This window comes from Microcella sp. (assembly GCF_046296455.1).
GTDB lineage: Bacteria > Actinomycetota > Actinomycetes > Actinomycetales > Microbacteriaceae > Microcella.
The window spans coordinates 206,634-224,865 of record NZ_JBKBLF010000001.1 but is presented as its reverse complement, the minus strand read 5'-3'; the positions used below and the strand labels follow the sequence as shown (position 1 = coordinate 224,865).

Annotated in this window: 16 protein-coding genes, 1 tRNA gene and 1 other RNA gene; 15 read left to right on the top strand and 3 right to left on the bottom strand. The window is 70.3% G+C overall.

What is annotated here, in order from left to right; all coding sequences use genetic code 11:
* The first annotated feature begins 91 nt into the window (after window positions 1–91).
* Complete coding sequence (locus tag ACK4HH_RS01055; RefSeq protein ID WP_409647413.1) at window positions 92–1,009, top strand: LysR family transcriptional regulator; 918 nt, start codon at window positions 92–94, stop codon at window positions 1,007–1,009.
* Here ACK4HH_RS01055 and ACK4HH_RS01050 read toward each other — a convergent pair.
* Together ACK4HH_RS01050 and ACK4HH_RS01045 are read right to left on the bottom strand one after the other, a co-directional pair.
* The gene (locus tag ACK4HH_RS01050; RefSeq protein WP_409647410.1) at window positions 1,006–2,310 is read right to left on the bottom strand and encodes a DUF3500 domain-containing protein; all 1,305 of its coding nucleotides are present in this window, start codon (window positions 2,308–2,310) and stop codon (window positions 1,006–1,008) included. The genes ACK4HH_RS01055 and ACK4HH_RS01050 overlap by 4 nt on opposite strands.
* A gap of 8 nt (window positions 2,311–2,318) precedes the next feature.
* Window positions 2,319–3,368: an amidohydrolase family protein gene (locus ACK4HH_RS01045; protein WP_409647407.1), complete on the bottom strand. Its 1,050-nt coding sequence runs from the start codon at window positions 3,366–3,368 to the stop codon at window positions 2,319–2,321.
* A gap of 193 nt (window positions 3,369–3,561) precedes the next feature.
* Here ACK4HH_RS01045 and ACK4HH_RS01040 point away from each other — a divergent pair, with 193 nt between their 5' ends.
* The 11 genes from ACK4HH_RS01040 to ACK4HH_RS00990 all read left to right on the top strand — a co-directional run bounded on the left by ACK4HH_RS01040 (window position 3,562) and on the right by ACK4HH_RS00990 (window position 14,607).
* Window positions 3,562–5,079, top strand: coding sequence for an ABC transporter substrate-binding protein (locus ACK4HH_RS01040; RefSeq protein WP_409647404.1), 1,518 nt, complete (start codon window positions 3,562–3,564; stop codon window positions 5,077–5,079).
* Window positions 5,080–5,122: 43 nt separating this feature from the next.
* On the top strand, window positions 5,123–6,067 hold the full coding sequence (locus tag ACK4HH_RS01035; protein ID WP_409647402.1) for an ABC transporter permease: 945 nt from the start codon (window positions 5,123–5,125) through the stop codon (window positions 6,065–6,067).
* A complete protein-coding gene (locus ACK4HH_RS01030; protein ID WP_409647400.1) occupies window positions 6,064–7,959 on the top strand; it encodes a dipeptide/oligopeptide/nickel ABC transporter permease/ATP-binding protein in 1,896 nt (631 codons plus the stop codon). Before ACK4HH_RS01035 ends, ACK4HH_RS01030 begins: the two co-directional genes overlap by 4 nt.
* Entirely contained in the window at window positions 7,956–8,843 is an 888-nt protein-coding gene (locus ACK4HH_RS01025; protein ID WP_409647398.1) for an ATP-binding cassette domain-containing protein, read from the top strand. Before ACK4HH_RS01030 ends, ACK4HH_RS01025 begins: the two co-directional genes overlap by 4 nt.
* Window positions 8,844–8,915: 72 nt before the next feature.
* Window positions 8,916–9,815: a LysR family transcriptional regulator gene (locus tag ACK4HH_RS01020; protein WP_409647395.1), complete on the top strand. Its 900-nt coding sequence runs from the start codon at window positions 8,916–8,918 to the stop codon at window positions 9,813–9,815.
* 43 nt (window positions 9,816–9,858) lie between these two features.
* A complete protein-coding gene (locus tag ACK4HH_RS01015; RefSeq protein WP_409647393.1) occupies window positions 9,859–10,680 on the top strand; it encodes a dienelactone hydrolase family protein in 822 nt (273 codons plus the stop codon).
* Window positions 10,677–11,957 (top strand): FAD-dependent monooxygenase, encoded by a 1,281-nt coding sequence (locus ACK4HH_RS01010; RefSeq protein ID WP_409647391.1) that lies wholly within the window; start codon window positions 10,677–10,679, stop codon window positions 11,955–11,957. Before ACK4HH_RS01015 ends, ACK4HH_RS01010 begins: the two co-directional genes overlap by 4 nt.
* A gap of 31 nt (window positions 11,958–11,988) precedes the next feature.
* Window positions 11,989–12,465: a YybH family protein gene (locus ACK4HH_RS01005; RefSeq protein ID WP_409647389.1), complete on the top strand. Its 477-nt coding sequence runs from the start codon at window positions 11,989–11,991 to the stop codon at window positions 12,463–12,465.
* Window positions 12,462–13,322: a fumarylacetoacetate hydrolase family protein gene (locus ACK4HH_RS01000; protein WP_409647387.1), complete on the top strand. Its 861-nt coding sequence runs from the start codon at window positions 12,462–12,464 to the stop codon at window positions 13,320–13,322. Before ACK4HH_RS01005 ends, ACK4HH_RS01000 begins: the two co-directional genes overlap by 4 nt.
* Window positions 13,319–13,729 carry a RidA family protein gene (locus ACK4HH_RS00995; protein ID WP_409647385.1) on the top strand — a complete coding sequence of 137 codons (411 nt, stop codon included), beginning with the start codon at window positions 13,319–13,321 and terminating at the stop codon, window positions 13,727–13,729. Before ACK4HH_RS01000 ends, ACK4HH_RS00995 begins: the two co-directional genes overlap by 4 nt.
* On the top strand, window positions 13,726–14,607 hold the full coding sequence (locus tag ACK4HH_RS00990) for a siderophore-interacting protein (protein ID WP_409647383.1): 882 nt from the start codon (window positions 13,726–13,728) through the stop codon (window positions 14,605–14,607). The genes ACK4HH_RS00995 and ACK4HH_RS00990 overlap by 4 nt, the downstream gene beginning before the upstream one ends.
* 8 nt (window positions 14,608–14,615) lie before the next feature.
* Here ACK4HH_RS00990 and ACK4HH_RS00985 read toward each other — a convergent pair.
* A tRNA-Ser gene (locus ACK4HH_RS00985) sits at window positions 14,616–14,703 on the bottom strand.
* Between the two features lie 59 nt (window positions 14,704–14,762).
* On the opposite strand from ACK4HH_RS00985, the gene ffs reads away from it, so the two are divergent.
* The 3 genes from ffs (at window position 14,763) to ACK4HH_RS00970 (ending at window position 18,216) form a co-directional block, all read left to right on the top strand.
* Window positions 14,763–14,859: signal recognition particle sRNA small type (gene ffs, locus ACK4HH_RS00980), an RNA gene on the top strand.
* Window positions 14,860–14,938: 79 nt separating this feature from the next.
* Window positions 14,939–17,092 carry a phosphate acetyltransferase gene (pta, locus tag ACK4HH_RS00975; RefSeq protein WP_409647380.1) on the top strand — a complete coding sequence of 718 codons (2,154 nt, stop codon included), beginning with the start codon at window positions 14,939–14,941 and terminating at the stop codon, window positions 17,090–17,092.
* 2 nt (window positions 17,093–17,094) lie between these two features.
* Window positions 17,095–18,216, top strand: a complete 1,122-nt coding sequence (locus ACK4HH_RS00970; RefSeq protein ID WP_409647378.1) for an acetate/propionate family kinase — start codon at window positions 17,095–17,097, stop codon at window positions 18,214–18,216.
* Window positions 18,217–18,232 lie beyond the last annotated feature (16 nt).

The window sequence follows — 18,232 nt, the reverse complement described above, 5'->3', positions numbered from 1 at the left end:
CTGCGCGCCATCCCCGCCGCGCGGTACTGCCGGTCGGTCATGCCTGCCATAGTCTCGGCCTATGGAGCCAGCCTGAGAGTATGCTCTGCTTATGGAACTTCGCGAGCTGCGGTACTTCGTCGCCGCCGCGCAGACCGGTTCGCTCACCGCCGCCGCGGCCGAGCTGCACCTCTCGCAACCGGCCCTGAGCGTCGCCATCCAGAAGCTCGAGGCCGAGGTTGGTGCCGCCCTGCTCGTGCGCAGCGCGCGCGGCGTCACCCCGACGAGCGCGGGGCGGTTCGTGCTCGACTCGGCAGCCCGCCTGCTCGGCGAGGCCGATGACCTCGTGCTCGGGCTGCGCCGGTTCAGTGCGGGGGCGGCCGGCGCGCTCACCCTCGCGGCCGTTCCCGCGCTCTCGTGGCGCTGCGTGCCGCTGTGGCTGCGAGCGCACGCCCGCGAGCACCCCGACGTCGAGGTGCGCGTGGTCGATCCTCCGCCGTGGGAGGCGATCGAGCAACTGCACCGCCGCGCGGTCGACATCGCGGCCATCATCGTCGACGATGCGAGCCGCTTTGCCCGTCGCCATCGCGGTGAGCTCGACATCATCGACCTCGGGCCGGTGCCGCTCGTCGCGGTGCTGCCGCCCGGAACGGGGGCCGGCGATCCTGTGCCGCTCACGGCGTTCGAGGGTGAGACCCTCGTACTGCCGCGCAGCACGGCCGCCGTGCCGAGTCTTCCTGAAGCGGTGCTCGCGGCGCTGCGGCGCCACCGGGTGCAGCCGGGGCGGGTGCGCACCACCGAGACCATCCAGGCGGGCATCCCGATCATCGAGGCCGGCCTGGGGTGGGCGATCCTTCCCGACGCCGGGCCCGCGCACGAGCCGTCGGCGCTGCAGCGGTTCGATGTCGAGCGTCGTGCGCTCGCGCCCGCCGTTGCCCCGCTGCGGGCCCTGGCCCTCGTGCGAGCGGGCGCCGCGAGCGACCCGGCGCTCGCCCGATTTCTCGAGAGCATCGTCGGCATCGCCCGCTAGGCGCTCTGCCGCTCGCGCCAGGCCTGCAGCAGCGCGCGACCGTAGTCGTTGCCGTTCGGCAGCCGTAGCGTGCTGTGCACGTGGAACCGTGCCGGAAGCCGGTTCGCGAGCCAGACGCCCGCATGGTTGTCGAGCTCGGCGATGATGACCGGGCTGTGGATGCGAAAGTAGACGGGCTGTGAGCCATCGGTCGCCCCGTACCACGAGAACCAAGTCTCGCCGAGGTGCGCGTCGAACTCGGCCATCGTCGCCGCCCGTTCGGGCAGGGCGAGCAGCAGGTGGAAGTCTTCGACGATCTCGCGCAGCATCGCCCGCTGGCCGGTGTCGAGGGCTGTCGCGCGGATTCCCTCGTACGGAACGACGCGGTTGTCGCGGAACGCGCCGGCGACATGCCGCTCGTCGGCCGGGTGCAGTCGGCCCTCGGGCATCGCCGGGTCAAGCACCGAGCTGAACACCACGGCCTGGGCGCGCTGCTCGGGCGTCAGCGAGCTCGCGAGGCGAATCGCGAGCCGCTCGCGATCGTCGAAGATCGGCGGGCGGGCATCGTCGCTCAGAGCCGGCTCGGCACCGATGAAGACGGGGGCAATGACCTCACGTCCGCCCACCGTGAAGAAGTTGACCGCGAGGTGGTGGCCGAAGATCTGAAAGCCCCAGGGCTCGTCGATCGCCGGGCGGCCGAAGATCGAGAACCAGTAGCTGCGATCGTTCATCACGAGCGGCAGGTCGACGAGCTCACCGAGGAACCCGTTGAGCGCCATCGCTTCGCGCACCCGGTCGTAGCCCTCCGGGCTGAAGGCCGCCCGCAGCACCTCGTGCACGGCGTCGACGATGCCCTCGGCGAGGTCTTCGAGCCGCAGACCGACCCGGTGAAAGACGAACTCGGGGTTGCTCCAGGCCCGCCACTCGGGCGCGTCGACCGCGTAGCACGCCTGCTCGCGCTGCTCGTCGTCGAGCGCGTCGAGGAATCGGCGCGCGGCCGAGACGAGCGCGGGGTCGGCGGTGCCCGAGGCGGGCAGCGCGTACAGGCCCGGCTGCGGTACGCCATCGACCGTGATGCCCACGAACGGCTGCTCGTAGAGGGTGTTCCAGTCGGCGAGCAGCTGCTGCAGGAAGGCGTTGTCGTGGCGGGCCTCGGTGAACTGCTCGTAGGTCAGGCCGCGCCAGGGAGCGAGCGCCGGGTCGGCGTGGTCGAAGAGGTGATCGCGAAAGCTCTCGCGACCCAGCTCGACGGCCTCGTCGCGCGCGCTGACGCGCGCGGTCGAGAAGAAGCCATCGATGTCGTCGTCGGTGCGGTCGGCCATCGCGGTGCTCAGATCGGCAGGTTGAACAGGCGCTTGGCGTTGCCGTAGAGCATGAGCTCGCGATCGGCGTCGGAGACCTCGATCTCGTTCTTCATGAACTCGACGCCCTGGCCCATCCAGCTGTAGAACACGGGGAACGACGAGCCGAACAGGTAGTGATCGGCGCCGCTGATCTTCACGGCGGCCTCGACCTGGTGCTTGCCCCACGAGTGCGGGTGCGTCATGTCGAAGAAGATGTTGTTCTGCAGGTACTGCCGGATCTTCTCGCCCCCCGTGGGGTCGAGACGGTCCAGCGCCTCTTTCTTCACCGTGGCGTGCGGCGTCATGAGGTCGGCATTGGCGAACCAGTTGCCGCCCATCATCGTGTGGATGAACTTCAGGTTCGGAAACTCGTCGAACATGCCGCTGAAGAGCTCGCGGCCCACGGCGGTGGCCTGGTCGACGACCCGGCCGAACTCGCGACGAAGGTTGGTGTAGTCGATGACTGACTTCCACTCGACCGGCAGCGGGGTGTGGTGCACGATAACCGGCAGGCCGAGCTTGTCGAGCACCGACAGGTAGGGCTTGAAGACCTCGTCGTCGAGGTAGAGCTGCCCGTAGTGGCACGCCATCTGCACGCCCACGACGCCGAGCTCGTTGACGCAGCGCTCGAGCTCGTAGAGGTCTTCTTTGCGACCCCACGGCGGCACGGCCGCGGTCGAGAACAGTCGGCCGTTCGAGCGCTGCACGATCTCGTAGGCGTTGTCGTTGACGGCACGGCAGGTCTCGACCCCCAGCCACTCTTGCCAGACGGGCACCCGCATGATGCCGTAGTCGACGCCGGCCTCGTCCATGGCGGCGAGCTTCGCCTCGGCCGAGTAGTCGCCGTCGACGTAGTTGAGGTTCTGGAAGCCCTTCGGCTTCTCGAGGATCAGTTGCTTGCGTCCGTCGGGGGTCTCACCGACCGATGCGATCTCGCCGAAGCCGCGCGGGGCGCTCGTGAGAAAGCCGTTGAGGATCTTCTCGTTGGTGAAGAGATCTTCGGGCAGGTGGTGGACGTTGATGTCGACGACGGGCATGGTGCTTCCTGCTCTCTGGATGGGGGCGGCTCCCACCCTAGACAGCACGGCGTCGAGGGCACCCCCACGATCGTGCACAGTTATGTTGCGGGTTCCGGCGTACGCGGCGCGCCCCCCGCTGGCTACCGTGACAGACACCCCACAGACGCCGACGTCCTGTTGGACACCACGGCCACGATGCAAGGAGGCAACGATGCCACGCAAGTCAGTGCTGTTGAAGGCGGTGGTGCCGATGACGGCGGCCGCCCTCTTCCTGGCCGGATGCACGGCCACGGCTGAGCCGGAGGAGCCCACGGTCAGCGACGCGACCCTGCGCGTCAACTTCGGCCAGTTCCCCGAGAACTGGTCGCCCGGTCAAGAGATGGAGGGCGGTCCCCTCCGCATCCCCTACGAGACCCTGCTCGCACGCGGCGACGACGGCTCGATCCAGCCGTGGCTCGCGACGGAGTGGGAGCTCACCGATGACGCTCTCACCCTGACCCTGCGCGATGACGTCACCTTCCACGACGGCGAGGCGTTCAACGCCGAGGCGGTCAAGGCCAACGTCGAGCTCGTGCGCGACAGCGCCACGGCCTACTCCGGTCCGCTGCAGGTCGTCGAGTCGGTCGACGTCGTCGACGAGTTCACCGTGCAGCTCAACCTCACCGGCCCGACCCCGTCGCTGCCGACCACGCTCACGTCGCGCGTGCTGCCCATCGGCAGCCCGGCGGCGATCGCCGACGGCTCGATCGCCCAGGCCCCCGTGGGCACCTCGCCCTGGGCCTACGACGTCGACGCCTCGGTCATCGGCACCCGCATGGTGTTCTCGAACTACGCCGACTACTGGGGCGAGCAGCCCGGGTTCGCAAATGTCGAGCTGTATGCGATCACCGACCCCGAGGCGGTCGCGGCGGCCCTCGTGAGCGGAGAGATCGATGTCGCCGACTCAGAGCTGCGGGTGTTCTCGCGCTTCGAGGGCACCTCGATCGACACGCTGCAGTACCCCGCCATTCGCAACAACCTGTTCTTCTTCGACCGCGGCCCCGGCGGGGCTTTCGAGTCGGTCGAGCTGCGGCAGGCGATGTGCACCGCGATCGACGTGCCCCAGTGGGTCGAGGTCGACGGTGAGGGTGAGCCCGCCACGCAGCACTTCGCCGAGGGCGAGCTGGGCTACAACCCCGACATCGAGGGCTACCCGACCGATGCCGCAGCGGCTGGTGAGCTGTTCGCCGCCGCGGGCAGCCCGGCGGTGACCGCCGAGATGGTGGCCGCGCCGTACAACGGTCGTCAGATCACCGTCTACATGGAGCAGATCGCGGGAGCGCTGCCGGGCATCGCGGTGACGGTGACCGAGCTGTCGCCGCCCGAGTACAACAGCACCTGGAACAGCGGCCGCTACCCGCTCGGCCTGTCGAGCAACGAAGAGCAGACGCCCTTCGAGTGGTACAGCGCCTGGTTCGCCGCCGATGCTCCGGGCAACCCCTCGGGCGTCGAGAGCGACGCGCTGAGCGCGGCCGCCGAGGCCGCGATCGCGGCGGGCGACTCGGAGGAGGCCGCCGGCCTGTGGGCCGAGGTCACGAAGATCATCTCGGATGAAGCCCTGACCTGCGCGCACCTGCGGGGCGTCGAGGTTCTCGCGTGGAACGCCGACACCGTCTCGGCGGTCGACGCGCCCAACGAGCCGTGGGAGCCCAAGTCGGTCAACTACCGCGAGCTGACGCCCGCATCCTGATGATCGAGATCCAGAAGCCAGGGCGAGTCGAGAAAGGTCACTGATGCTCAAGCTCATCCTCTACCGCCTCGCCCTGGCGGTTCCCCAGCTGCTGCTCCTGTCGTTCCTGGTCTTCACGCTCACCTATCTGGTGCCGGGAAGTCCGGCGGCCGCCATCCTCGGCGTCGCCGCGAACCCCGAGAGCATCGCGCGACTCGAGCAGCAGCTGGGGCTGGATCGCCCCTTCTTCGAACGGCTCATCGAGTACTACGCCGGTCTGTTCCGCGGCGACTTCGGCACGTCGTTCGTCTCGGGCCGACCCGTGCTCGAGCTCTTCGCCGAGCGACTGCCGGCCACGCTCTCGCTCATCGCGGGAGGAATGGTGATCTCGGTCGTGCTGGGTCTCGCCCTCGGCATCATCGGCGGCACGAAGCCCGGCTCGATCCGCGACCGCGCGGCCACCGCGTTCAGCTCGGTCTCGATGTCGCTGCCCGAGTTCTGGATCGGCATCGTGCTGCTGCTCGTCTTCGCGGTGCAGCTCGGGCTCTTCCCCGTCGTCTCGTACGTGCCCCTCGCGGTCGATCCGGCGGGCTGGCTGCGGGGGCTGATCCTGCCCTCGATCGCACTCGGCATCGGAGGAGCAGCCCTCATCGCTCGGCAGACCCGCACGGCGATGGCCGTGACGATGTCATCGCGCTACATCGACTCGTTGACCGCCGTCGGGGTCCCTCGCCGCCGAGTCGTGATGCGCTATGGCCTCAAGAACGCCCTGGTCCCCGTGCTCGCCTCGACCGGCCTCACGATCAGCATCATGCTCGGCGCGAGCTTCTCGGTCGAGAAGGTGTTCGCCTTCCCCGGTATCGGCGCGCTCATGCTGCGCAGCGTCACGGGCAAGGATTTCGCCGTCGTGCAGGGCGGTGTGCTGCTGATCGCGATCATGGTCATCCTCGTCAACCTCATCCTCGATGTCAGCTATGGCCTCCTGAACCCGAAGTCGCGTCCCTCATGAGCGAAACCACCACCTCCGTCATCCAGATCTCCGACCCCGACGACGGTCGTCGCCACTCGACGAACGCCGGTCGCATCCTGTCGCGCATGCGCAAGCAGCCGGCGACGATCGTGGCCGGGCTGTTCATCGTGCTGCTCGCGGCGACGGCGCTGCTCGCGCCCGTCATCGCGCCGTACGACCCCACGCAGGTGTTCCTCGACAATGTGCTCGAGCCGCCGTCCGCCCAGTTCTTGCTCGGAACCGACGACCTCGGCCGCGACCAGCTCAGCCGGCTCATCTTCGGCGCGCAGATCGTGCTGCTCGTGGCTCTCGGCGCCGTCATGATCGCGGCGGTGATCGGGGTTCCGCTGGGCCTCATCTTCGGCTTCAACGGCGGATGGTGGGATCGCATCGGGATGCGCTTCGTCGACATGGCGCAGGCACTGCCCGGCATGCTCATCGGCATCACCGTCGTGGCCATCCTCGGGCGCAACATCATCATCCTGATGTTCGCGATCGGCCTCATCGGAGCGAGCCTCTTCGCCCGCATGACGCGCGCCGTCGTGCTCGTCGAGCGCAACAAGCTCTACGTCGAAGCCGCCGAGGTCGCCGGGCTGCCGCGACGACAGATCATCTTCGGCCAGATCCTGCCGAACCTCGTCGGGCCCATCGTGACGCAGGGCTCGGTGTTCCTCGGATCAGCCATCATGATCGAGTCGGCCATGAGCTTTCTTGGCATCGGCCTGCCCTCTGAGGTGCCGACCTGGGGTGCGATGCTGAGCCTCGCGCTCGACAACCAGGCGGTGGCCCCCCACCTCACGTGGCCTCCGGGCATCGCGATCGTGCTCACCGTGCTTGCGTTCAGCGTCTTCGGCGACGGTCTCAACGACGCGCTCACGGGCGAACGCCGACGGCTGCCACGACTGGGGCTGCGCCTGGCTCAGGCCGAGGTCGAGCGCGTCGCTCGCGCCGCGGCCAGCGAGCAGACCGCCACCGCGGCCGGCACGCCGGCCGCGCCCGGGCCGAGCGCCGATCTCGTGCTCGACGCCCGCGACGTGAGCGTCGCCCTCGCCCAGCCCGACGGCAGCCAGACCCGCATCGTCAAGAACGCGAGCCTGTCGGTCGCGAAGGGCGAGATCGTCGGACTGCTCGGCGAGTCGGGCTCGGGCAAGTCGACCTTCGCCCGTGCCGTGCTCGGCATGTTGCCGCCGAGCACCTGGCTCGCCTCCGGATCGATCCTGCTGCTCGGCGAAGAGCTCGCGCACCGGCACGAGCGCGAGCTCACCCACGTGCGCGGAACGCGAATGGCGGCAGTGTTCCAAGACCCGATGAACGCCCTCTCGCCCGTGCACACCGTGGGCATGCAGCTGACCGAGCCGCTGCGCCTGCACAAGGGCATGAACCGGGCGCAGGCGCGAGCGCGCGCGATCGAGCTGCTCGAGCGGGTCGGGGTGCGCAACGCCTCGTCGCGCCTCGACGACTACCCCCACCAGTTCTCGGGTGGCATGGCGCAGCGCGTCGCGATCGCCATGGCGCTCGCCGCCGACCCAGAGCTGCTGATCGCCGACGAGGCGACGAGCGCGCTCGACGTGACGACCCAGGCGCAGGTGCTCGACCTGATCCTCGACCTGCGCGACGAGTACGGCATGGGGGTGCTCATGATCACCCACAGCCTCGGCGTCGTGGCCGAGACGTGCGACCGGGCGGCCGTGATGTACCGCGGTCGCATCGTCGAGGACTCGCCCGTCGCCACGCTCTTCAGTGAGCCCCGCCACCTCTACACGCGCTCGCTGCTCGCCGCGAACCCGGCCGATGCATCGCGCGGCGGCCGGCTCGTGACGATCGACGGGGAACTGCGCATGGAGATCGATCGGCAGATCGACCTGCTCGACGCCGAGGAGGCCGGCCGATGACGCTCGATCAGCACCCGACGGGCAGCCCGCTGCTCGACGTGCGCGGCCTCAGCGTCGGGTACGAGGCCCCCGCAGGATTCCTCGGCCGCCGGACGGTGGTACCGGCGGTCGAGGATGTGACCTTCACGATCGCCCCGGGTGAGACTCTCGGATTCGTGGGCGAGTCGGGCTCGGGCAAGAGCACCGTGGGCAAGGCCATCCTTCGCCTCGTCGCCCCTCTGTCCGGCTCGATCGTGTTCGACGGTCGCGACGTCGCCGAGGACGGCGCCCGTGCCCCGCTCGCCTACCGGCGCCAGGTGCAGGCCGTCTTCCAAGACCCCGCAGCCTCGCTGAACCCCCGCCACCTGGTCTCGCACGCGATCGAGACCACGTTGCGCCGCCACGGCGTGACCGATCGCGTCGAGCTGCGCTCGCGCAGCCTCGAGGCCTTCGAGATGGTGGGGCTCACGCGCGAGCACCTGCAGCGTTTTCCGAACGAGCTCTCGGGCGGCCAGCAGCAGCGTGTAGCCATCGCGCGCGCGCTCGTGCTGCAACCGCGACTCGTCGTCTGCGACGAAGCGGTGAGCGCGCTCGACCTGTCGACCCAGGGGCAGATCATCAACCTGCTCGCCGACCTGCAGATGGCCACCGGGGTCAGCTACCTCTTCATCGCGCACGACCTCGGCCTGGTGCGCCACATCGCGCATCGGGTCGGGGTCATGTCGACCGGCCGGCTCGTCGAGCTCGCCGACACCGAGCAGATCTTCCGCTCGCCGCAGCACCCCTACACGCGGCGGCTGCTCGGGGCGACTCCCTCGTCGCACCCCGACGGTCGTGAAGAGCGCCGCGCGCGCCGCCAGGCCTTTCGCGAAAAGGCGGCCGAGGTCGCGCCCGTGGAGTCGTGATGAGCCCGGTATCGGCCCTCATGGCCCTCGGTAGAATGGCGCCCGACGCTCGCGAGCGGGAAGGAGATCGACGTGGATCGACTGGTGGTCATGCGCACGCTGGCCGCCGTCGCGCGCTCATCGACCTTCAGCGGAGCGGCGCAAGAACTGGGCATCTCGCCCTCGCTCGTCTCGAGGCACGTCGCCGACCTGGAGGAGAACCTCGGGGTGCGGCTCGTCAATCGCACACCGCGCTCGGTGACGCTCACCGAGGCCGGGCAGACCTACGCCGAGTTCGCCGATCGGATCCTCACCGAGATCGAAGAGACCGACGAGCGGTTGACGGGTCGGCAGGTGACGGCCGAGGGGGTGCTCTCGGTCATCAGCCCGAAGTGGATCGGCTTGATGGACCTGGGTGCCGCGATCGGCGGATTCGTGCACGAGCATCCGCGCATGCGCGTTCGACTCGAGCTCGGCGGCATCTCCGATCGGCCGTACGACTTTCTCGACCGGGGCTTCGACGTCGCCTTCCATGCGCGGGATCCGAAGGATTCGCGGGTGCGCGTGCGCCGCATCACCGAGCTGCCGTTCTTCTTGGCGGCGTCGCCCGAGTACCTGGCGCGCCGGGGCACACCGCAGTCGATCGCCGAGCTGCCCGAGCACGATCTGCTCGCCCACATGAGCGACGCGACCTGGCGCCTGCTCGTCGACGGCGAGGTCGCGCATGTGAAGGTGCAGAACCCGATCGTCGCGACCAATGCCTACCTCGTCATCGAGCAGCTGGTCGAGTCGGGGCACGGCATCGGCATCATCCCGCGACGGTCGGCGCGCAAGGCGCTCGAGTCGGGGGCCGTCGTCGAGCTGCTGCCCGAATCGCCCGTGCAGTCCCGATCGCTGTACGCCGTGCACGGTCCGGGCGGGCAGACGCCCGAGCGCGTCAAGGTCTTCCTCGACTTCATGACCGATTGGTTCCGGCGCACGCACGTCGACTGACGGCGGACCGCCGCCGCGCGTCGTCGGCTCGCGGGGGCGGGCGATGAGCGCCATCGGAGCGCGCGACGTCGCGTACGACCACGACGGCACCGAGATGATCGGGATGCTCGTGGCGCCCGAGGGTGCGGCCGCGCTGCCCGCCGTGCTGCTCTTTCACGACGCCTTCGGGCTCGGCGAGCTCGCGATCGAGTGGGCGCACGAGTACGCCGCCCTCGGCTACGCCGTCTTCGCAGCTGATGTCTGGGGAGGGCGCCGGCAGCCGTCGACGGTTGACGAGATCGGCCCGCTCATCGGCGCGATGGCGAACGACCGTGCGCGATGGCACGCGCGGGCCGCTGCGGCGCTCGCCGCGGCGCGATCGCTGCCCGAGATCGACGCCCGGCGCGTGGCGGCGGTCGGCTACTGCTTCGGCGGATCCACGGCCCTCGAACTGCTGCGCATCGGAGCAGACCTGCGCGGTGTCGTCAGTGTGCACGGCGGACTCGACCTGCTCGAGCCGGGCTGGCATGCCGCGCGCCGCGACGCCTCGGTGCTCGTCTGCACGGGTGCCGACGACCCGATGGCGACCGAGGCGCAGCGGCGCACGCTCGTCGACGGGCTCGACAGCGCGGGCCTCGACTGGCAGGTCGACCTGTACAGCGGCACGAAGCACGCCTTCACGAATCCCGCGGTGCCGCGGGCGGCGCAGCACCCCGTGCTCGGCTACAACGCGCGCAGCGCTCGCCGCGCCTGGCTCTCGACCGAGCGGCTGCTCGCCGAGGTGCTGCGCGACGACGGCGTCGACCCCGACGGTGCGCCCCTCGCGCGCGCCGGGCATCCCACCCCCACGACCTCACCGAACGACGAACGAAAGACGCACTCATGACTGACATCGCGATCATCGGCGCGGGCCCGGGAGGCCTCGTCACCGCCCTGCGCCTGCTGCAGCAGGGAATCACCCCGACCGTGTACGAGTCGGTCGCCGAGCTCAAGCCGCTCGGCGTCGGCGTCGACATCAAGGTCTACGGCACGAAAGAGATCGAAGAGCTTGGTCTGCTCGAGGAGTTTCGGGCGATGTCGGTCGACGCGGTCGACTCGATCTTCTTCAACCACTACGGGCAAGAGATCTACGCCGAGAAGTGCGGCGTGCACATGGGGTACCTGCACGAGCAGCGCTTCGTGCACCGCGGGTACCTGCAGATGCTCTTCTACCGCGCGCTCGTCGAGCGCATGGGCGGCGACGACCGCATCATCCTCGGCGCACGCGTGGTGCGCTACGAGCAGGATGCCGAGGGCGTGACGCTGCATCTCGAGCACCGCGACGGCCGCACCGAGTCGGTGCGGCACGACGCGGTCATCGCCGCCGACGGCATCAAGTCGGCCGTGCGTCAGCAGATGCACCCGACGGAGTCGGAGCCGCACTACTCGGGCATCACGATGTACCGCGGCACGACGCTGCGCGAGCCGTTCCGCGACGGCCACACCATCTTGCACATCGGCGACCCGCGCATCTCGTCGATGATCATCTACCCGATCGCTCACGACTTCGAGGGCAGCGGGCTCGACCTCATCAACTGGGTCGTCGAGTACGAGCGCGACGAGACGGTCGAAGACTGGAACCAGACCGGCACGGTCGACGAGATCGTGCCGCTCTACGACACGGTCGACATCCCCTTCCTCGACGTTCAGCAGCTCATGCGCGATGCGCGCGAGGTGTATCTGTTCCCGCTGATCCGCCACGAGCCGCTCGACACCTGGGTCGACGGGCGCGTCGTGCTGCTGGGCGACGCCGCGCACGCGATGTTCCCGCGCGGTGGCAACGGCGTGTGCCAGGCGTTCCTCGACGCGCGCGTCGTCGCCGAGAAGCTCGCCGCGCACGCCGACCCGCACGAGGCCTTCGTCGCGTACGACGCCGAACGGCGCGAGCCCGTCAACCGCATCGTCATGTCGATGCGCGGCGAGGGCTACGAGGTCATTCGCCGCTGGGTGGCCGAGCGCACCGATGGCAAGCCCTTCGACGACATCGAGCAGGTGCTGCCGCTCGCCGAGGCCGACGAGCTGTTCAGCGGCTACCACCGGCTGGTGGGGCAGCCGCGCCCGGGCTTCGAGTCGAACGAGGCGACCGGGTTCCGCACGTGGAACGAGCCGGCGAACCGTGGCTGACGCGACGTCGAGGGTGAAGGAAGGATCGAGCATGACCGAAGTCGACGAGCCCTCGGCCGCGGTTCGCGCCGAACTGATCGACGTCGAGCGCCGCCGCTGCGACGCCCTCGTGGCGGTCGACGTGGATGCCCTCGCCGGGCTGCTCGACGACGAGCTGGTGCACATCCATGCACCGGGCGTGACCCACAGCAAGGCTCAGCTGCTCGAGCACCTCGCCACCCGCCGGCCGTACCTGAACACCGTGCGCGGTGAGCTGGCCATCCGCATGGTGGGCGATGTCGCGATCATGACCGGTCCGCTCACGAACCGGCTGCGCAATCCCGATGGCAGCGAGCGCACACTGTCGGGCGTCGCCACACAGGTGCTGCGGCGCGATGCCCACGGCGCCTGGCGGTTCGTGAGCTTTCAGATGACGCCGACGGGGGAGCAGGTCTGGGGATCGCTGCCGTCGGAGAACGGCGCTCACGGCGGCGTCGACAACGGCGCCGGGCACGGGACTGAGGCATGAGGCTCGCACGATTCCACATCGGCACCGAGCCCGCGCGTATCGGTCGCGTCGACGGCGATACGGTCGTCGACGTCTCGGCCGTGCCGGGGGTCGGGTCATCGCTGCGCGCGCTGCTGCCCGCTCTCGTCGACCTCGAACCCGCGATCGCCGCCGCCGACGGCCCGCGCTTCGACCTGCACGCCGTGCGGCTGCTGCCGCCGATCGACGATCCGCAGAAGTATCTCGGCATCGGCATGAACTATCGCGAGCACGCCGAAGAGGCGCGAGCGGCCGGCATCACGATCCCCGAGAACCAGTTCTGGTTCAACAAGCAGGTCTCGTGCATCACCGGGCCGTTCGATCCGATCATCAAACCCGAGATCAGCGACCAGCTCGACTACGAGATCGAGCTCGGCGTCGTCATCGGCCGCCGCTGCCGCCACGTCGCGGTCGAGCAGGCGCGTTCGGTGATCGCCGGGTACCTGGTCGTCAACGACGTCTCGGTGCGCGACTGGCTGCAGAAGCGGTCGCCCACGTTCACGCTCGGCAAGTCGTTCGACACGCACGGGCCGATGGGCCCGTGGCTGACGACCGACAGCGAGATCGACGACCCGCTCGATCTCGGCATGCGGTTGAGCGTCAATGGCGACGAGCGTCAGAACTGGCGCACCGACGACATGATCTACGACATCTACGAGCAGATCGCCTACCTCACGCAGGTCATGACGCTCATGCCGGGCGACGTCATCGCCACCGGCACCCCGGCGGGCATCGGCGCACCCACCGGGCGGTTCCTGCAGCCGGGCGACGTCGTGCGGGCCGAGATCGACGGGCTCGGCGCGATCGAGAACACCGTCATCGCCGAGCCGCGCCCATGAGCGATCGGCAGGCGATCCAGATCTCGGGCTTCACCCACCGAAACCCCGTGCCGGCCGCGTCGCGCATCGGTCCGCACGTGTACTCGGGGGTGCTGGCCGGGCGCGACCCGGTCACGCAGCAGACCCCCGAGACGCTCGACGAGCAGGTGGTGCTGCTCTTCGACCGCTTTCGCGAGCTCATGGACGCGGTCGGCGGCTCGATGGACGACATCATCAAGATCACCTTCTGGGTGCTCGACTACCGTGACCGCGCGGCGATCAACCGGGAGTGGGAGCGTGCCTTCCCCGACCCCCAGAGCCGCCCGGCTCGCCAGGTGATGGCCGCCTACCTCGACGAGGGCACACTCGTGCACGCCGACCTCGTGGCGATCCTGCCCGAGCGCCGCGTCGACGGCGGCGGCGCGTGACGCCCCGACCGGCGGGAAGCGCGGGCGGCGGCCGCCCCGAGCACACAGGCCCCTTCGCGCGGCCGGGGCGCCGGCTGCGTTTCACCGCGCGGCGGGCGACCGTGGTCGACGCCGGCATGATCGCTGACGGGATGCTGCGCCTGCGGGTGACCGGGCCCGAGCTGCACGACCTCGAGAGCGACGGCCCGAGCGACCACGTGCGCGCGTTCGTGCCCGACCCGGTGACGGGCGAGCTCATCGCGCCCGTCGCGGTCGGCCCCGATGCCGACGGCATCGTGCGGCCCGAGCAGCCCGCCCACGGGCGCGACCTCACTCCTGTGCGCATCGAGCGCACCGACGCCGGGGTCGTGCTGTCCCTCGACATCGCCCTGCACCCCGAGCCGGGCCCGCTGGGCGACTGGGCGCGCGCGGCGGCCACCGGGGCCGAGCTCGTGCTCGTGGGGCCGCGCGGCACCAAGGCGGCCGTGCAGGATGCAGCGCGCATCCTGATCATCGCCGACGCCACGGCGCTGCCGACGTCAGCGCGGTGGGCGCGCGAGGTGCCGGCCACGACGCGTGTCGACGTGCTCGTGCTCGACGGGCCCGGCACGGCGCAGGCCGCCGAGTATCTGGTCACCGAGTCGGGCCGCAGCGATCTGACCGTCGAGGTCGAGCCCAGCGCCGAGCGGCTGCTGGCACGGCTGCGGGCGCTCGAGGTCGACGAGGCCACCTACGTGACGGCGGCCGGCGAAGCGTCCGTGATGGCGGAGGTGCGCCGCTGGCTCAAGCACGAGCTCGCGCTGCCCCGCACCCAGTACGCCGTGAACGGGTACTGGAGGCGCGGGTCGGCTGCGTTCGACCACCACGAGCCTCTCGACCCGAGCGACCCCGACGATTAGCGGTGCGATGGCGGAGAATGGGGGATTCGAACCCCCGAGGGCTTGCACCCAACACGCTTTCCAAGCGTGCGCCATAGGCCACTAGGCGAATTCTCCTGGGCGGCACCCGCTGCGAGGGCGGGGGCGACGAGACTGAATCCTACCGGTAAACTGATAGCGGCTCCTCGCGTGGCGCCATCCAGGCCAACTCCCCCAGGGCAGAAATGCAGCAAGGGTAACCGGGCTCTGGCGGGTGCGCGAGGGGTCTTTTTTTGTGCGCGGATGCCCGGCGCAGCATCCCCAGGACCATCGACTCTGGGCGCTCCAAGCGCGCCGCCCTAGGCTGGGCGCAATGTCGCGCAGCATCTACATCACCTCCGCCGAGGGCAACTCGGGCAAGTCGACGGTGGCCCTCGGGCTCGTCGACACGTTGAGCCACCGTGTCAAGCGGGTTGGCGTGTTCAGGCCCGTCGCCCGGTCGCGCGACGAGCGCGACTACGTGCTCGACGTGCTGCTCGCCCACGACGGTGTCGACCTCGCCTACGAGGAGGCGATCGGCGTCGGCTACGACGAGGTGCACGCTGACCCCGAGGCGGCGCTCGCCGTGATCGTCGAGCGGTACCACGCCATCGCGCAGCGCAGCGACGCTGTCGTCATCGTCGGCAGCGACTACACCGACGTGTCGAGCCCGACTGAGCTCTCGTTCAACGCGCGCATCGCGGCCAACCTGGGCGCGCCCGTGCTGCTCGTCATCGGCGGGCGCGAGAGCGGGGCATCCGGCGGGCGCGGGCTCGCCGAGTCGGGGGCGCGCTCCGCCGACGACATGCGCCGAGTCGCCGAGGTCGCCGTCGCCGAGCTCGACCACGAGCACGCGCAGCTGCTGGGCATCATCGCCAACCGCGCCGACGGCGAGGCGCTCGACGCCGTGGTCGCGGCCGTGCAGACCGTGGCGCCTGCGGCGCTCGTGGCGGCCATCCCGGAGGACCCGTACCTCATCGCCCCGACCGTCGCCGCCGTCATGGAGGCGTGCGGCGGCACCTTCGTGCGCGGCGACGACGAGCTGCTGCAGCGCGAGGTGCTCGGCGCGGTCGTGGCCGGCATGTCGATGGAGAACGTGCTGCCGCGCCTCACCGAGGGCGCCGTCGTGCTCATTCCCGGCGATCGCAGCGAGGTGCTGCTCGCGGTGCTCATGGCGCACGCGAGCGAGACCTTCCCGAGCCTTGCGGCCATCGTGCTCTACGGCGGGTTCGAGACGCCGGATGCGGTGCAGAGCCTCGTCGAGGGCCTCGACCCGAGCCTGCCCATCATTCGGGCTGAGTCGGGCACCTACGACACCGTGCTCGCGATCATGGGCGCGCGCGGGCGGCTCGCGGCCGACAGCCAGCGCAAGTACGACACCGCGCTCGCCCTGTGGGAACGCCACATCGACGCCGAGGCGCTCATGAACCGGCTCGACGTGACGCGGTCAGACGTCGTGACGCCGCTCATGTTCGAGTTCGACCTGCTCGAGCGGGCGCGCGCCGACCGCAAGCACATCGTGCTGCCCGAGGGCGACGACGACCGCGTGCTGCGCGCGGCCGGCACGCTGCTGCAGCGCGGCGTGTGCCAGCTGACGATTCTCGGCGACGAGCAGGCCGTGCGGGCCCGGGCCGCCGAGCTCGGGCTCGACCTGGCGCAGGCGAGCATCCTCTCGACGCACGATGAGCCGCTGCGGCACCGCTTCGCCGAAGAGTACGCGCGCCTGCGGGCCCACAAGGGTGTCAGCTACGAGACCGCGCGCGACGTCGTGACCGACGTCAGCTACTTCGGCACGATGATGGTGCACCTCGGCCTGGCCGACGGCATGGTCAGCGGGGCCGCGCACACGACGGCGCACACCATTCGCCCGAGCTTCGAGATCATCAAGACCGACCCCGGGGTCTCGGTCGTGTCGAGCGTCTTCTTCATGTGCCTCGCCGACCGCGTGCTCGTCTACGGCGACTGCGCCGTCATCCCCGACCCCACCGCCGAGCAGCTGGCCGATATCGCGGTCTCGTCGGCGGCGACCGCGGCGCAGTTCGCGATCGAGCCGCGCGTGGCGATGCTCTCGTACTCGACGGGCGAGTCGGGCTCGGGCGACGACGTCGAGAAGGTGCGGGCGGCCACGCAGCTCGTGCGCGAGCGGGCGCCCGAGCTGCTCGTCGACGGGCCCATGCAGTACGACGCGGCGGCCGAGCCGAGCGTCGCCGCCTCGAAGATGCCGGGTTCGCCCGTGGCCGGGCGTGCGACCGTTTTCGTCTTTCCCGACCTCAACACCGGCAACAACACCTATAAAGCAGTACAGCGCTCGGCGGGCGCCGTCGCGGTCGGGCCCGTGCTGCAGGGGCTGCGCAAGCCCGTCAACGACCTGAGCCGCGGGGCGCTCGTGAGCGACATCGTCAACACCGTCGCGATCACGGCGATCCAAGCGCAACGGACTCCTCCGCCGCCGACCACGCCGATCTCGACCATCGGTGGAGTGGCCTGAGCGTGCGCGTCTTCGTCGTCAACTCGGGCTCGAGCTCGATCAAGTACCAGCTCGTCGACGTCGTGAGCGAGCAGGTCGTGCTGTCGGGGCTGCTCGAGCGGCTCGGTCAGGCCGGTGGTGACGCCGCCGACCACGAGTCGGGGATGCGCGTCGTGCTCGATCGCCTCGGTTCCGAGGCGCAGTCGATCGCCGCGGTCGGGCACCGGGTCGTGCACGGCGGCGACGTCTTCACGGCACCCGTGGTGATCGACGCCGAGGTCGAGGCGGGCATCCAGGCGGTCAGCGCTCTCGCCCCGCTGCACAACCCGGCGAACCTCGCGGGAATCCGGGCGGCGCGCGCCGCCCTGCCCGGCGTGCCGCACGTCGCCGTATTCGACACGGCCTTCCACCAGTCGATGCCGGCCGCTGCGGCGACCTACGCCATCGATCGGGCGGTCGCGGCCGAGCACGGGGTGCGGCGCTACGGCTTTCACGGCACGAGCCACCAGTTCGTCGCCGGCCGCGCGGCCGCGCTGCTCGGCCGGCCGCTCGAGTCGCTGAAGCTCATCGTGCTGCATCTCGGCAACGGCGCCTCGGCGACGGCGGTCGACGGCGGCCGATCGATCGACACCTCGATGGGCCTCACCCCGCTCGCCGGGCTCGTCATGGGCACGCGCTCGGGCGACCTCGACCCGGGCGCCCTGCTGCACCTGCTGCGCGCGGGCCTGCCGGTCGACGACCTCGACCGGCTACTCAACAGCCGCAGCGGGCTGCTCGGGCTCGCCGGTTCGGCCGACATGCGCGACGTCACGGCGGCGGCCGACGCGGGCGACGTGGATGCGCAGCTCGCGATCGACGTCTGGACTCACCGCATCCGGCACTACGTCGGGGCGTACCTCGCCCAGCTCGGCGGACTCGATGCCGTGGTCTTCACGGCCGGCGTCGGCGAGAACGCGCCCGCGCTGCGGGCCCGCGCCCTCGACGGGCTTGGGCACCTCGGGCTCGCGATCGACGCCGACCGCAACGGATCGCCCGCGCGCGACGCACGGGTGATCTCGCCCGAGGGCGCGCCCGTGGCTGTGCTCGTCGTGCCGACCAACGAAGAGCTCGCGATCGCGCAGGCCGCCGCCGCCCTCGTCGCCTGAGGCGGGGGGCGGGATG